The organism is Chengkuizengella marina (genome assembly GCF_009910845.1).
Lineage (GTDB): Bacteria > Bacillota > Bacilli > Paenibacillales > KCTC-33759 > Chengkuizengella > Chengkuizengella marina.
In genome coordinates, this window is record NZ_SIJB01000022.1 from 1 (window position 1) to 12,804 (window position 12,804).

Annotated in this window: 24 protein-coding genes; 1 reads left to right on the forward strand and 23 read right to left on the reverse strand. The window is 31.8% G+C overall.

The annotated features are described in order from the left end of the window. The 20 genes from ERL59_RS09130 to ERL59_RS09215 all read right to left on the reverse strand — a co-directional run. On the reverse strand, positions 1–311 hold a 311-nt coding region (locus ERL59_RS09130; protein WP_160645905.1), incomplete at its 3' end, for a terminase small subunit. A gap of 62 nt (positions 312–373) precedes the next feature. Beyond that, positions 374–1,063: a DNA-methyltransferase gene (locus tag ERL59_RS09135; RefSeq protein WP_160645906.1), complete on the reverse strand. Its 690-nt coding sequence runs from the start codon at positions 1,061–1,063 to the stop codon at positions 374–376. Between the two features lie 358 nt (positions 1,064–1,421). Then, complete coding sequence (locus ERL59_RS09140; protein WP_328699927.1) at positions 1,422–2,222, reverse strand: TIR domain-containing protein; 801 nt, start codon at positions 2,220–2,222, stop codon at positions 1,422–1,424. Between the two features lie 234 nt (positions 2,223–2,456). After that, a complete protein-coding gene (locus ERL59_RS09145) occupies positions 2,457–2,999 on the reverse strand; it encodes a site-specific integrase (protein WP_160645908.1) in 543 nt (180 codons plus the stop codon). Continuing rightward, a complete protein-coding gene (locus ERL59_RS09150; protein WP_160645909.1) occupies positions 2,996–3,442 on the reverse strand; it encodes an ArpU family phage packaging/lysis transcriptional regulator in 447 nt (148 codons plus the stop codon). The genes ERL59_RS09145 and ERL59_RS09150 overlap by 4 nt, the downstream gene beginning before the upstream one ends. Positions 3,443–3,543: 101 nt before the next feature. Beyond that, positions 3,544–3,702, reverse strand: a complete 159-nt coding sequence (locus ERL59_RS09155; protein ID WP_407925701.1) for a DUF3954 domain-containing protein — start codon at positions 3,700–3,702, stop codon at positions 3,544–3,546. 48 nt (positions 3,703–3,750) lie between these two features. Further along, positions 3,751–4,212: a hypothetical protein gene (locus tag ERL59_RS09160; RefSeq protein ID WP_160645911.1), complete on the reverse strand. Its 462-nt coding sequence runs from the start codon at positions 4,210–4,212 to the stop codon at positions 3,751–3,753. A gap of 29 nt (positions 4,213–4,241) precedes the next feature. Then, the gene (locus ERL59_RS09165; protein ID WP_160645912.1) at positions 4,242–4,811 is read right to left on the reverse strand and encodes a hypothetical protein; all 570 of its coding nucleotides are present in this window, start codon (positions 4,809–4,811) and stop codon (positions 4,242–4,244) included. 306 nt (positions 4,812–5,117) lie between these two features. Then, positions 5,118–5,381: a DUF3310 domain-containing protein gene (locus tag ERL59_RS09170; RefSeq protein ID WP_160645979.1), complete on the reverse strand. Its 264-nt coding sequence runs from the start codon at positions 5,379–5,381 to the stop codon at positions 5,118–5,120. 2 nt (positions 5,382–5,383) lie between these two features. Next, the gene (locus ERL59_RS09175) at positions 5,384–5,713 is read right to left on the reverse strand and encodes a nucleoside triphosphate pyrophosphohydrolase family protein (protein ID WP_160645913.1); all 330 of its coding nucleotides are present in this window, start codon (positions 5,711–5,713) and stop codon (positions 5,384–5,386) included. Next, positions 5,714–5,935, reverse strand: a complete 222-nt coding sequence (locus tag ERL59_RS09180; RefSeq protein WP_160645914.1) for a hypothetical protein — start codon at positions 5,933–5,935, stop codon at positions 5,714–5,716. Beyond that, positions 5,936–6,787: an ATP-binding protein gene (locus tag ERL59_RS09185; protein WP_160645915.1), complete on the reverse strand. Its 852-nt coding sequence runs from the start codon at positions 6,785–6,787 to the stop codon at positions 5,936–5,938. After that, on the reverse strand, positions 6,717–7,508 hold the full coding sequence (locus ERL59_RS09190; RefSeq protein ID WP_160645916.1) for a DnaD domain protein: 792 nt from the start codon (positions 7,506–7,508) through the stop codon (positions 6,717–6,719). The genes ERL59_RS09185 and ERL59_RS09190 overlap by 71 nt, the downstream gene beginning before the upstream one ends. A gap of 11 nt (positions 7,509–7,519) precedes the next feature. Beyond that, positions 7,520–7,633 carry a DUF6906 family protein gene (locus ERL59_RS21600; RefSeq protein WP_407925702.1) on the reverse strand — a complete coding sequence of 38 codons (114 nt, stop codon included), beginning with the start codon at positions 7,631–7,633 and terminating at the stop codon, positions 7,520–7,522. A gap of 9 nt (positions 7,634–7,642) precedes the next feature. Then, on the reverse strand, positions 7,643–7,807 hold the full coding sequence (locus ERL59_RS09195) for a hypothetical protein (RefSeq protein ID WP_160645917.1): 165 nt from the start codon (positions 7,805–7,807) through the stop codon (positions 7,643–7,645). Positions 7,808–7,817: 10 nt separating this feature from the next. Next, a complete protein-coding gene (locus ERL59_RS09200) occupies positions 7,818–7,982 on the reverse strand; it encodes a hypothetical protein (RefSeq protein WP_160645918.1) in 165 nt (54 codons plus the stop codon). Positions 7,983–8,040: 58 nt separating this feature from the next. Further along, complete coding sequence (locus tag ERL59_RS21310) at positions 8,041–8,166, reverse strand: hypothetical protein (RefSeq protein WP_268894508.1); 126 nt, start codon at positions 8,164–8,166, stop codon at positions 8,041–8,043. A 20-nt stretch (positions 8,167–8,186) separates the two neighbouring features. Further along, positions 8,187–8,669: a hypothetical protein gene (locus ERL59_RS09205; protein WP_160645919.1), complete on the reverse strand. Its 483-nt coding sequence runs from the start codon at positions 8,667–8,669 to the stop codon at positions 8,187–8,189. A 135-nt stretch (positions 8,670–8,804) separates the two neighbouring features. Next, positions 8,805–8,969: a hypothetical protein gene (locus ERL59_RS09210; protein WP_160645920.1), complete on the reverse strand. Its 165-nt coding sequence runs from the start codon at positions 8,967–8,969 to the stop codon at positions 8,805–8,807. Positions 8,970–8,981: 12 nt separating this feature from the next. After that, positions 8,982–9,206 (reverse strand): helix-turn-helix domain-containing protein, encoded by a 225-nt coding sequence (locus ERL59_RS09215; protein ID WP_160645921.1) that lies wholly within the window; start codon positions 9,204–9,206, stop codon positions 8,982–8,984. A gap of 162 nt (positions 9,207–9,368) precedes the next feature. Here ERL59_RS09215 and ERL59_RS09220 point away from each other — a divergent pair, with 162 nt between their 5' ends. Further along, positions 9,369–9,974 carry a helix-turn-helix domain-containing protein gene (locus ERL59_RS09220; RefSeq protein ID WP_160645922.1) on the forward strand — a complete coding sequence of 202 codons (606 nt, stop codon included), beginning with the start codon at positions 9,369–9,371 and terminating at the stop codon, positions 9,972–9,974. Between the two features lie 9 nt (positions 9,975–9,983). Here ERL59_RS09220 and ERL59_RS09225 read toward each other — a convergent pair whose 3' ends face one another. From ERL59_RS09225 to ERL59_RS09235, 3 genes are all read right to left on the reverse strand, one after another. After that, positions 9,984–10,148, reverse strand: coding sequence for a hypothetical protein (locus tag ERL59_RS09225; protein WP_160645923.1), 165 nt, complete (start codon positions 10,146–10,148; stop codon positions 9,984–9,986). Positions 10,149–10,607: 459 nt separating this feature from the next. Continuing rightward, complete coding sequence (locus ERL59_RS09230; RefSeq protein WP_160645924.1) at positions 10,608–10,799, reverse strand: hypothetical protein; 192 nt, start codon at positions 10,797–10,799, stop codon at positions 10,608–10,610. A gap of 2 nt (positions 10,800–10,801) precedes the next feature. Then, entirely contained in the window at positions 10,802–12,067 is a 1,266-nt protein-coding gene (locus ERL59_RS09235) for a helix-turn-helix domain-containing protein (RefSeq protein WP_160645925.1), read from the reverse strand. Between the last annotated feature and the right edge of the window lie 737 nt (positions 12,068–12,804).

Genomic DNA, 12,804 nt, shown 5'->3' on the forward strand with positions numbered 1-12,804 from the left:
GAATATCCTGCCTTGATTGCAGACTGAGTAGCATTGAATGTTTTAATGTAGTGCAAACAAAAAAGCCTTTGTTTATCGGTTAACCCTTCTAACTCAACAAGACTTTCTACTACTTCATTTGATTTAGTTTTTTTGGATGTATCCTTTGCAACCTTTTTTGCATCCTTTTTCTTTGGGGTTGCAACCTTTTTCCACTTCTTTCTGCTCTTTCTACTCTTTAAAGTTCCAAGTTTAAGGCCATACTTTTCAGCTAATGCCTTTAAGGTGATATCTGTTGTTTCGTATTCTTTCCTTATTTCTTCCCAGTTCATTTAAGTCATCACCTCACCTCCAAGTATTGGTTTGTGTTGTTTTGTAGAAATAATAAAAAGCGCTACTGTAAGTGCTTAACCCTGTTCAATGTCATTTCATAATATCCTTGATCAATCTCAAAAGCTGTTATCTTTCTATTCAACTTAACTGCAGCTTCTGTTACAGGTCCAGATCCACTAAAGAAGTCAACTACATGCTCCTCTTCTTCACTACTGTTCTTAATAATCTTTTCCATCATCGATACTGGCTTTTCCGTTGGATGTATCGTTTTGTTACCACTAATCCTAGGTATCCTCCAGATGTCTGTTGTACTTCGTGTGTTGATTCTTCTGACTTTCTTTTTACCCTTTACTGCAAAGATAATCAGTTCATGTTGAAAGCGATATTGCCATCCCATTCCCATATGTTCTTTATCCCAAACAATTATGTTCTTTATTTCAAAACCAACCTTACGCATCCATAAAGCCATATACGGAACCATACGCCAATCAATAAACACATAAATATGCTTACCATAGCTTAATATCCTGTAAGCTTGACGTATCCACTGTAAGGTGAATCTTTGATACTCTCTTGTTGTTAAATCATCATTTGCAATGATTTTAAATCTTGGGCGTTTTGTTTTCGTTTGAGTAGTTCCACCGAACTTTAAATTATATGGAGGATCAGCAATGACTAAATCTACTGCACCATCTTCTATATGTTCTTTGGCTCCTTGTATACAATCCATATTGTATAAATAAAAGTTCATTCTGATCTCCTTTCTTGTTGATATATCTGCTGCTTATTATCATCCTGCTTCCCTCCCCTAGCACAATGGATGATATTTTCCCAACAAAAAAAGCGCTAATTTAGCGCCCTTCTTGATATCCTTATTTACTAAATTGAATTCATGTTTCTACCAACCTGTATCGCCACTAAGTAATGCTATAATTCCGGGTACACTCACTAATGCGGATAGTGTCATTGCAGTTAAGACATTGAATACCGTTTTTGTCTTTTTCATATATAATCACCCTTTCAGAATTCCTTTATTTACTTATTACCATAATAACATCTATTTGAAAGAATATACTGCCAACTTTCTGCCAAGATTCTGCCAAAAATATTTATTTTTCTGCGTTGTAGTGGTTACCATAAATTGCTTCTTCCATTAATTCTGACTGCAATTTCATGTAATGATTCAATATATGTCTTTCTGGTAATGTATATAGCGTTGACAATTTTGAAACTATTTCATTTCTACTATTTCCTTCATTCATTAACTTTAATATCTCTTCTCTCATTTTTCTTTGCAATACTTCAGGGACAGCATAAGTTTTCTCACTACTATCAATTGATCTAAGTTTCTTCTCCAGTGTCCTTGTAGTATTTAGTATTTCGGAAAGTATTTCTTTCTCACTTCTTTCCTCAACTTTATTTTCTAATATATGTGTATCTTCCATTATCTCATTAAACTTAGGATTAAATTGATCCCAATATGTATTAAAACTGCTATCCAAGACATTTTCCTTTAATTTATTCGACTGAAGTTCATTGTTTATCGATCTAACTAATCCCAACATACCTTCTCTAGTAGGTAGAGTAGCATTGAACTGTGAAAGTGGACTTTCTATATCTTTTATTTCTAAATCTATTAGTAAAGGAATAACTCTATTTGAAGATAGACCTTTCAAAAGTGCCCCAGCTTCAAACAATATCCATGGTTTATTTTTATTTTCTTTGGTAATACAAATTATACCTACAGCTGTATCCTTTAGTTCGTCATTTATCTCATTGAACCAAATACTTCCTTTGTCAATATCTTTGCTTGACATCCAAGGTTGTGCCGCTTGAATCACACATGGTAACCATTCATATAAATAAGCGGCTACTTCTCTACTTCTTTCACCTGACCAACTAATAAACACCTTCAATTTATATCTCACCTCTTAATTTTTAATCCTCTATAATTCTACCATATTATTACTATATTTTTCTTATTCAATTACACATATCTTAGATTGTGTGCAACTCGCCAGACCTCTGTAATCCTTGGTATATATGATTTCAATCCACTTCCCTAAAATGAGTTACACATATCCTAAATAAAGCTAATTAGAAAGGATACAAAGAAAAAAGCTCAACCTTGGTTAAAGGTAAGCTTATAATTTAAGGTTCTTCATGACGTTATCCATGGCATCTTGGTCAATTCCAATATAGCGTAATGTAAATGCTGGATCAGTGTGATTCAATATTTTCTGAAGCAATGCAACATCCCCAGTTAATTTGTACACGTGATATCCAAACGTTTTTCGTAATGTATGCGTACCAATATCATCTAATCCTACATATTCACCAGCTTCGCGTAAAATCTTATATGCCATTCTTCTCCCAATCGGTTTGTTGATTCCTTCTCTACTTCGAAATAAGTATTCATGATCTTCTTTTCCTTCTACATAATTTTTAAATTCACGATGAAGTTGTGGTGTCATATCTAATCTTTTTTTCTTGCCTGTTTTCATTTCAGTAATATTGAAGTGTTTTCGTTTTGTATCTTTCACTCGTAAAGAGAGGATATCTGATATTCGTAATCCAGAATTAATTCCTGTTACGAATAACATGTAATTTCGCTCGCTCTGTTTCTTTAAATATCGTTTGATTTCAAATATTTGATCTAGATCTCGTATCGGTTGAACAAAGTTCATCCTGCTTTCACCTCATTTTCATAAACTGCAATATCTAGGGCATTCGCTATACTAATAATGGCTTCTTTCTTTTCTCTGTAATAGGTTCGTGAACTCATACCTAAATCGTTATAAATGACATAATCCTTAATGTTTTCTTTTGACATGTAACTTTGAATCAAAATTGCTCTATGATCTCCATTTAAGCGATTAATTGCATTCTGAATAAATTTCATATACTGTTCACGTTCTACATTAAATATAGCTGCATCTTCAGTAGTAGAATGAAACTCATTCGTTTGATTTGGTGGTGTTAATGAATAGGTTGTTGTAATCTTCGGTAATTTTTCAGTTGGTACTTTAAACAAAAGTTTCCTGTACATTTTAAAGGCATCTTCCACAACTTGTTTTGTAGGGTTAAAATCAATTTTTGGCAACTTAAATGTTATTTGATTCCACTCCATAACCCACACCCCCATTGTTTTTATCACCCTAATAAATAAAGAACACTAGTCACAAAATGATAAGTGTGATCCAGTGTCCTTTGGTTTTTCCATTTGGACTTTTATATTTTTTCTATATATGTTGTTCTTACTAATTTAATCTTGCCGCCTTGCCAAGTGATTGTTTGTTCTCCATAACCTGTTTTTGGTGGTGGAACCTCAGTAAGTTCTCCTTCTTTAGTAATGAAAACTTTACTTTGATTTAATTCAGTCTCTATAATGTTCAGTTTGGGTTCTTTATCATCCAAATAATTCACATCCTCTACCATCTATAATACTTCTAGTTGTAATTTTTTCTTTCTTTCAGAAATATATTTGGCTTTCGCTTCTTTTGGATTTATTGGATACACAGGACGACCTAAGAATGAGAATGATATATCTACATGTTCAATGTTGATTCTCATATACTCCGTTATCTTGTAACTCTCACCTTTGAAATTAAAAATATTACCCAATGCCAGTCTTTTTATTCCTTCAGAATCATCGTATTTTCGTTTTGCTTTAAACTTTAGTTGATACGAAGGTTTATAAACCTTTCTTTTAAAATCTCTTTTTTGTATATTTTGGCAAATATAAGATACCTTTAACACTTTTTCATACAATAGTTCAAAGTTTTCAATTCCTATGATTAAATAAGTTGTGCTTCTATGTTCAAATGTATCACCTATTTTTTTAGGCTGTTTAAATAATCGGAATTTAAATGTAAAACTTCTGATAATACTATCACTCAAAGGAGATCACTTCCTTTTAAGGAATTGCCCTATATCTTCACCATAAGACCCTTTGTATACTCTATTAATTCCCAATCGAATGTCTCTAAAATATTTAACAAACGTTCAACTTTAGACGCTCTCCATGCTGTCATAGCGTATGTGTGAACTTTGTTAGTATAATGATGACGATTTAATTTGATATGTCTTTTTGCCTCTGCTTTTGTTAAAAACATAGTATTGGGAACAATAAATGATATTTCTTCCTCGTATGCAGGATAATATCTTCTACAATCGTCATATTCTTGAATCCAGTTAATAACATCACTAAATGAGCTAAATTCATGCTTGATTTTTAACTCTTCAATTTCATCTTCAGTAAAATCTTCTTTCCGTTCTCCGTTTGTAATTTCTTCAACATATTCTTCAAGGCTTAAGGTTTCGCAATTATCCGCATCATATAGTGATACTCTATCTTCATGCCCTTCTGCTGTAGGTATCCACTTATAATCCACAATTGACCAATATCTAGGTGCTGCTTGACCATCATTTTCTTGTGTTTTTAATTCGTTCTGTAAATCTTTTAAAAATCTGATATCATCTCTTACTGTATCACCCAACCTCTTTCACTCCTTAAAATTCAAGATTTATACCAAGAATCGAACCATTCATCGAATGACATGGGTTTATCAGTTTCAGATACATATTAACGTGTAATTGTATTCCATTGTCCTTCCCTCCTAATATTTAAAAACTCAACTATCTATTTGCTAAGCAATTAACTAACCCATGGTGTTAAATGTCTAATCTTCAAATAGTGTTCTCGATCCTCATACTTCATTTCTTTCGTAGAAATATAATAATCTATAGTTTCACAATCTATCTTATCTCGGTGTACATTACATAAAGGTACTAAAGCCCATGTTTTAGTCGCTTTCTGGTTGCACTTTTGATATTGACATTTCATCTTTTTCACCAACCTCAATGAGTTTATTCAAATACCATCGAGCTTTATTCAAATCTTCCTTACCTCCCTTATGTTCATGTCTAGAGCAATACTTTATGACGTTTCCTAAACAAAATCCCTTGAACTGTTCATCTGTTAATTTTGCTATCATAAAGTCAATAGTTTCAATTCCTCCTGCTGTATAATGTTCTGGATTATTTACAGAATCATTTGATTGTTCCATATTCACGATTCATCCCCCCTGTTTATGCTTCTCTCACTATCAAAGCCATTAGGGTATCTCTTTTCAAGTTTTGCTATATTCCCTTTTGCTATATCTTCTAGTGAAACCCTAAGTGCTTCTGATCCTGCAGCTACATACCAAAGTACATCACCTAGCTCCTTTTTGAGCTTATTCTTATTCAGCTCATGACCTTGAAAAATGTGTTTTTTAAGTTGATCCGCAACTTCTCCACTCTCACCGCATAGTCCTAATGCTGCATTCAAAAGTAAATTTTCTGATTCTAACCCTGCTACTGTCCTCATTGCTTTGTATTGGTATTCGTTTAAATCCATTTAACTTACCCCTCTCAACTCATTTTTTTCACTAACCTCAAAAATTAATTCTTTCAGTTTTTGTAATACAAGTTTTTCTCTATTAGTCGAATCAACCCTAGACACAGCCATACTTTTATATACTGACTGTATTCTGTATTCTAGCCTCTCTAAATCTTCCCTGATTAAAAATTCCCATGACTCCCATTCATCTATCATTTGTTGTTTTAGAAATGTTTCCATTTAAGATACTCCTAATCGTTTCATAGCATCCTCTTGCCTTTTAGAACTGGCTATATTTTCAAAAATGTCACAGGAACCGATAATTCTATCGAGCATTCTTCCTTTGTGATCTAAGGGATTTCCATACTTATCTTTCGCAAACCATTGTTTCAGTTCTTTTAAATTCAAGTTGGTTGTGTAATTCGTTTTTTTACCCATCCGACCATTAATAATGGGATAAAGAATTGAGTTATATTCATATTCAGTGAGGCAACCAGAACCCAGCTCGTCCAGTGTCAATAAATCACAAGATATTGCAGCGTTGATAATCTCCATTATTGTAATTTTGCTATTACGATTCATTGTATCTTTAACTAAATTAAATAATTGGGAGCAATCAAGAAATAATGTTACATAACCTTGTTCATAAAGTTCATGGTGTGTAGCTGCTGCTAAATGACTCTTACCGTTACCGACTGTTCCATAAACCATTTTTCCAAATGTTTGATTATCAAAATCATCTGCAAAACTTTTAAATTCTGAATATGCTCTTTCTGTCCCACTTCTTAAAATAAAATTATCAAAGCTCACTTGCTTTAAAGTTTCACTTATTAAGCTTTGTTTCATGATTCTATCTTGTCTTGCTCTTCGATTTGCTTGTTCTCTTTCACATACTTCATTCTCGTATTCATCTATTTTGCATTTACAAGAGGGTAATGGATTAAGATTACCTAAACCTGTTTTAATTCTTTTAATTTCTTTTTTACATCCAAGGCAGCAATAGGCATCTTTTCTAAGATCATCATCCCATAAGTTTACTGATGACGGAATCAGAGACACCGCTTGCGCTATCGCCTGAGTTCCTGCGATCATTTGAATCACCATCCTTTTGTTTATTATGATCTGAGACATACACAACATTTGAATTTTTCTTTTTAATTTCATACTCTTTTTCTGCAGCTATAAAAGCTTCTAAAGTTAATATTCCTTTATCGTAGCTATTAGATAAAATCCCCCAAAAATATCTTAAATCTTTATTTTTTTCTTTTGTAATCTTAATAGCTCTATTGATTAGTTCAGGTTCCATTTTGTCATCAAGATAAGAATTCACTTTTTCAATGGGTGTCGAGTTATAATCTATTGAGAATTGTGATTTCAAATTTTTAAACATACCCCCTACTCGTTCATCCTTACTACTATTACTACTATTTTCAGTTTCGTTTTCGTTTAAGTTTAATAATGTAGAACGTTTGTCGGCATGATTGTCGGTACAACTATTGGAACGTTTGTCGGCATGATTGTCGGAAATAATTGCGGTCAACGAATTTATTTTATAAATAGGGGCTTTATTACCTTTTCGACTTTGAAAGTCAATGTATCCTTTTTGTTTTAGCTCATTTCTTGCTTTTGATATGGTTCTTTCACTTAACTTTGACTTAACACTTAACACCGATGCAGCCACCGTAAATGTTTCTGCCCATCCAGCCTTATTGTTTATATGCATCAATGCGTGCCATAAAGCAATTGCTGATGCTGACAAGTCATTTAGTTCGAGCTGATCATAGAAAGCATTAATTTCTTTTATGTAGTTCAAACCATCATCCCCTAAGCGGTTTTTTCGATTTTTCTAATCTTGTTAGAAAGTTTGTTCACTAATCTAAGTTCATCTGGTGTATCCCTTTCTACAAACCAGTTATTAGGAATTAAATTAACTGTGATAACAGTTCTTTATGTTGCCTTTTTAATCGTTTTGGATGTTTCATTGTTTATTACTTTCCTTTTCAATTCTTTAATATAGAAACTAATAATCCAGTTGATCAGATATTGTTTTTCTTCCATGACCTCGTAACTGTTAAATCCCTTATAAATTACTTGTCCATAAAACTCTCTCATAAAATCACCTCTATGAAACTTTCAAACTATTAATTTTATGTTTAGCCCAATTAATTCGATCAGAATAATAATGAGCTGCACTAGTATCTCCAAATAATTCTGCTTCTTTTTTTAATTTTTCTGCTCTTGTCATTTCAATTTCCCATAGTTCTATTTGGATCATGTCATGGTTCATATTTTACTTTCCTCCTAAATTTGTTATAATTAACATATATTTTTTATTATTTGTTGGGTTAAAGCGTGACTGTTGCAAGCAGTTGCGCTTTTCTTATTCTTACTAAGTTATTCAAAGCAATTAATCTAGCGTTCTTTTTAGTCGAGTTATTCAAAATATAATGCCAAGCTTCATACTGATACATTTATGCACTCTCCTTTCTTTTTATCGCTCTCCATTCCTAATCAATTCTTTTCTTCTTTTACTTACCTCTACAAGATCAATTCCAAATTCCTCTGCGTATGAACCCTTCACTACGTGGATCACTTCTTCAACGTCCTCAATCTCCATCAATAAATCTGTAACAAGTTCCTTTTTTTTCAGAGGGTTCATTCTAGTCAACGTTAACGCCTCCAATTTTGTGTAAAGTTCTTTCATTTCAATCAGGAGCCTTTCTTTTAAAGCACTTGGATGTAAATCAACATCCTCGCCAAATGTATCAAATAAACTTGAAATATAACCTCCTGTACGCTGATTGGCTATTTCAATAGCCATTTTGAATGACATTCTTGCAATGATTGGTTCACGATCCTCTGGAAGCTTTCTTTTCTCTGTATCAATCATTGCTACAGCACTTCGTGACATATTAAGTCTGACAGCCACTTCTTTTTGAGGCATATTTAACCTCTTAGATAAACTCATTGCCATAAAATCAAATCTCCTTTCGTGACTTTCTTAAAATTCATTATTAGATATGTGACTTTAAACCTCTTTTAAGTCACTGAAATTAGAGGTATTATTTAGTTAGTCCATTCCCACCCACTATTGTTAGTGGCCTTCTTTTTATAGGGTATGTGAGGTATTATTTATATTTAGCTTTTTGTTACTGTTCTGCTGCTTGTACATTTTTTCTTTCTTCTTTTGTAAATAGTTAGGAACAATATGTTTGTTCCATGCTGCTGCAAAAAGTTCAATTGGTGGCTGGGGTAAGTGATTTTTTTTAGACATTTGTTTTACCTCCTATGCTGATTTATTCTTATTATCTAAGAAATTTTCTTTATAAAAATATCTAGGAGAAACCTCAAGTGCTTTACATATTAATTCATAACTATCAATATCAATTTTCTGTTTATTCAGCATTATTCTAGATATTTTTTTTAAATTGATACCTGATAAATTTGCAACAGATGTATACGTAAGACCCTCTGATTTTATAAATTTACGAATGCGTTCGTTCATATTCATTTTTCTCACCTCATTTCTTAGAAACAAAGAATTTATATCATTATAATAATTCTTTGTTTCTAAGAAGTCAAGGTTTTTTATACTTTTTCTGATTATTTAAGAATATTTTCTTAAATAATAGGAATAATGCTATAATAAAATAACTAAAGGAGGATTTAAAACATGTCAATTGTTTCTAGGAGATTAAAGGAAGCTAGAGAAAGGAAAAACTTAAGGCAAATTCAAGTCAGAGAAAAGACCGGTATAAACAACAAAACTCTTAGTGGCTATGAACAAGGTGTTAGTGAACCTGATCTAGATACTCTAAATGTTCTTGCAAATTTATATGAAGTGTCTATGGATTGGTTAATGGGAAGAATTGATGAAAAATCTGAATCACTTCTTCCAAAACCTGAATTATTAACAGAAGAGTTCATTAATGAAGAAAGAAAAATAAATGAAATATTTAAAATTATATTTGAAAAATACCTTAAAATTATAGATATAAATTCTTTAAATAAATTTGGTGAAAAGCGCTATAATATACAAAATGGGGATTTTCATCCTATGACTAAAGAGAATCTCAGAAATATGCTTTCGGAATTATCAATTGATGAAAAAATAGAATTTATGATTGCTTCGGCGACTACAGCAGCAATTGATAACAATTCATTAGTTGTTGATGGCGAGAAGACTAACTTAACTAACGATGAAGCACAACGGATACAGGAAGAACTAGAAATGTACCGACTACTAAAACAGAAAAGGCAGGAAAATAAAGACAAGTAATATATCCCACTACTTGTCTTTGTTTTTTAAACAAATGTCTTCCCATAATCTCCATAGTACTTCATGGCTCCTTTCTTTGATTACCTCTAATGTTTTTTTATTAACCCCTTCTAAATCATCCATACTTACTAATTCATCATTTTTTACTACATAATTGTCTATGTTTCTTCCCATAAATATTACCACCTCTTATTCTGTTTAACTCTGGAGAATATAATTTCCAAAAATAAACCATTTTATGGGTGAAATGCGTAGAGATAGAAGGCACTATTAATCAGTTTATTATTACTACTCTGAAGTAAAACAAACTTACAAACATAATAAGAACATATGTTCTATTTTTATATTATAGTGTAATTTAATTAATTTGTGTAGTAAAAATATGTATATAATTAATTGTTGGTTGTAAGGTACTTAATTGTTTCAATCAGAAGAGTAGATATTTAAACATAATTTCCAATACCCCTTTTTTAAAGTTTTACATTGAATAATGTATTAATATCTACTATTCTACTACGAGTTGCAAAATATCGAAGAAATAAATTTAAATTGCAATATATTCCTTTTTATACAACAAAAATCCACCCTTTTTTACAAGGGCAGATCTTTGTATTTTACATATAGTTTATGTTTCTACCAACCTGTGTCGCCACTTTCTGATAATAGTATGGGTGTTTTAGACTTTTCAAAGGTTGAATCAAAATTTTCAAATATCGGATTTGATGAAGAAAAGTCCTCCTCTGGGACAGCCACATGTATACTTACCATTGCGAATAGTGTAATGGTGATTAAGACTTTGAATGTTACTGTTTTTACTCTATTCATAATTAATCTCCTTTCCTAACTTTTTCATCAAAATAAACTTCTATTTGCTCAATAAGTGAAGAATCAATCTCTTCTTTATTGAGATTATGCATAGTTTGTCGTAAGCATTCGCTTTCTTTAACAACAAGATCAACTTTAGCATATCGTTTTGCTGCCTCCAAGTAACAGCCTATACCTTCCTCTATTTTTTTTAATAAGATATAATAGTCACCTTTGAGTTTGAAATAGAGAGCGAGCTGAGAATGTTTAAATGGTGTTAGGCTAGGAATAGATAATAATTTTTCTTCTAATTGGAAAAGCTCTTGCAGTTCTGATAGTTTTTTCGTTTGCAAGTTTAGTGTGATTAAATGATTTACAACATGTAGTAAAGCGTCATCCAAACAATATGGCAGGCTCTCTCGCAGTTCTGAAATGGCTAATTGATGATTTCCATTTGCTGAAAGTAACATTGTTTCTGTTATTTTGGCATTGTCTTTCACTTCTGGAAGCGAAAATTCCTTATATTGAGCCAAATAATCTTTTGTTTGTTCATAATAACCTAAGTAGTAATAGCCATTACATACTGTATAAATGGAGTCTGCTTTCATTTTAGTATCATATATTTTGGCATCCAATGCCTTTTCACCCAACTCTACACTATCTTTGAACAAACACAAGTTGTAAGCATGAGTCGCTAATTTATAGTACATTATACCCTTCTCTTCACTTGTAAGGAACTCTTCAAATTCTAGAATACCTTTTCCAGATTCATAAGTCGAGCGAAGTTTTGTAAAGTCATCCCGTTTGATTAAGTAAGTCTGTAATAAACTTTTGGCGAAATATGGCATAATTCCATAAGCCCGAGAGTAGTTTACAATCAATTGATATAGAGCTAGTTTAGTTGAGGGTTCCTCTATACTTGCTATTCTAGAATAAAGTTTCTCAACTAAATGTACGCTATCCTCTGTAGGAGATTGAAGAATTTTCTTTGCTATTTTTTTTAACAATTGAATGTTTTCAGAATGATTAAAGTCATTTAAAATAGTAAATAAAACCTCAGATCTTTCTTCAACCTCTATGTATGGTTCCATCAACTCTTCTTTAGGAATTTCTAGTGTAGAACCTATTTTTAAAATAGCTTCCAAAGTTGGTCTCTTAATTTGTCCCGATTCAATCCTAGATATATTTGACTTATCTACATTAGTTAATTGATCTAATTTTTCTAAAGTTATCCTTTTATTATTTCGATGATATCGGATTAACTCCCCCAAAGATGATAATTTTTTCAATTTTTATCCGCCTCTCCGTCTACTTTAAACCAGAACAAGGAAGGTGAACATTCACCAACCTTTATTTAACAAAAGAAAGTCTGACATTTTGATATATTATAAATAATCAATAAATACAGAATTTAAGTTTTGGTGAGTATGCGTTGCCGTTTTTTTGTTTTGTTTTTTAAATTATATAAAACGAACAAATTGCGGTATATTATATTTTTGTAGTAATATTCTTCCTGTTAAGTTAACATAACTATCTCTCCCATACAATTGGGAAACATATTGTAAAATACGACTATTATTTAAATAAAGTTTCTTTCATTGGGCAACTTTTGGAAAATATTACATTTAGACTACCTACAAAATGGTTAGGGAAATTTTAAAGAATTCTATCAGTTAAGAAAATAACAATTGACTTATTAGAAATCAATTGTTATTTTTTCGTATAATAGTATATAATATGAATATAATAATAAAACCGCAGGTACAGGTATACCTACGGTTATACAACTAGATCGTCAGAATAGCGGTCTACTTAGTGAAAGTAATCCACTTCCTAACTTCGGTGGTCAGGGTGGATTACTTTTTTATCTTATCGATTAAAGTAATCACGAGCATGATTAGCGAAATTGTAAGCATTGAGCTTGTAAAAAATATAGCTAATTCACTCATACCGTCCACCCCCTTTCATAGGGGATTGACCGCCACCCTGCCGATCCATTCATGTTGTACATATAAAATTATATCAC

Excerpts from the sequence above, each read along its gene's own strand:
- ERL59_RS09135 (WP_160645906.1), bottom strand. The coding sequence starts at position 1,063 with ATGAACTTTTATTTATACAATATGGATTGTATACAAGGAGCCAAAGAA.
- ERL59_RS09145 (WP_160645908.1), bottom strand. The coding sequence starts at position 2,999 with ATGAACTTTGTTCAACCGATACGAGATCTAGATCAAATATTTGAAATC.
- ERL59_RS09150 (WP_160645909.1), bottom strand. The coding sequence starts at position 3,442 with ATGGAGTGGAATCAAATAACATTTAAGTTGCCAAAAATTGATTTTAAC.
- ERL59_RS09170 (WP_160645979.1), bottom strand. The coding sequence starts at position 5,381 with ATGGAACAATCAAATGATTCTGTAAATAATCCAGAACATTATACAGCA.
- ERL59_RS09175 (WP_160645913.1), bottom strand. The coding sequence starts at position 5,713 with ATGGATTTAAACGAATACCAATACAAAGCAATGAGGACAGTAGCAGGG.
- ERL59_RS09180 (WP_160645914.1), bottom strand. The coding sequence starts at position 5,935 with ATGGAAACATTTCTAAAACAACAAATGATAGATGAATGGGAGTCATGG.
- ERL59_RS09185 (WP_160645915.1), bottom strand. The coding sequence starts at position 6,787 with ATGATCGCAGGAACTCAGGCGATAGCGCAAGCGGTGTCTCTGATTCCG.
- ERL59_RS09195 (WP_160645917.1), bottom strand. The coding sequence starts at position 7,807 with ATGAGAGAGTTTTATGGACAAGTAATTTATAAGGGATTTAACAGTTAC.
- ERL59_RS09200 (WP_160645918.1), bottom strand. The coding sequence starts at position 7,982 with ATGAACCATGACATGATCCAAATAGAACTATGGGAAATTGAAATGACA.
- ERL59_RS21310 (WP_268894508.1), bottom strand. The coding sequence starts at position 8,166 with ATGTATCAGTATGAAGCTTGGCATTATATTTTGAATAACTCGACTAAA.
- ERL59_RS09205 (WP_160645919.1), bottom strand. The coding sequence starts at position 8,669 with ATGGCAATGAGTTTATCTAAGAGGTTAAATATGCCTCAAAAAGAAGTG.
- ERL59_RS09210 (WP_160645920.1), bottom strand. The coding sequence starts at position 8,969 with ATGTCTAAAAAAAATCACTTACCCCAGCCACCAATTGAACTTTTTGCA.
- ERL59_RS09215 (WP_160645921.1), bottom strand. The coding sequence starts at position 9,206 with ATGAATATGAACGAACGCATTCGTAAATTTATAAAATCAGAGGGTCTT.
- ERL59_RS09220 (WP_160645922.1), top strand. The coding sequence starts at position 9,369 with ATGTCAATTGTTTCTAGGAGATTAAAGGAAGCTAGAGAAAGGAAAAAC.
- ERL59_RS09225 (WP_160645923.1), bottom strand. The coding sequence starts at position 10,148 with ATGGGAAGAAACATAGACAATTATGTAGTAAAAAATGATGAATTAGTA.
- ERL59_RS09230 (WP_160645924.1), bottom strand. The coding sequence starts at position 10,799 with ATGAATAGAGTAAAAACAGTAACATTCAAAGTCTTAATCACCATTACA.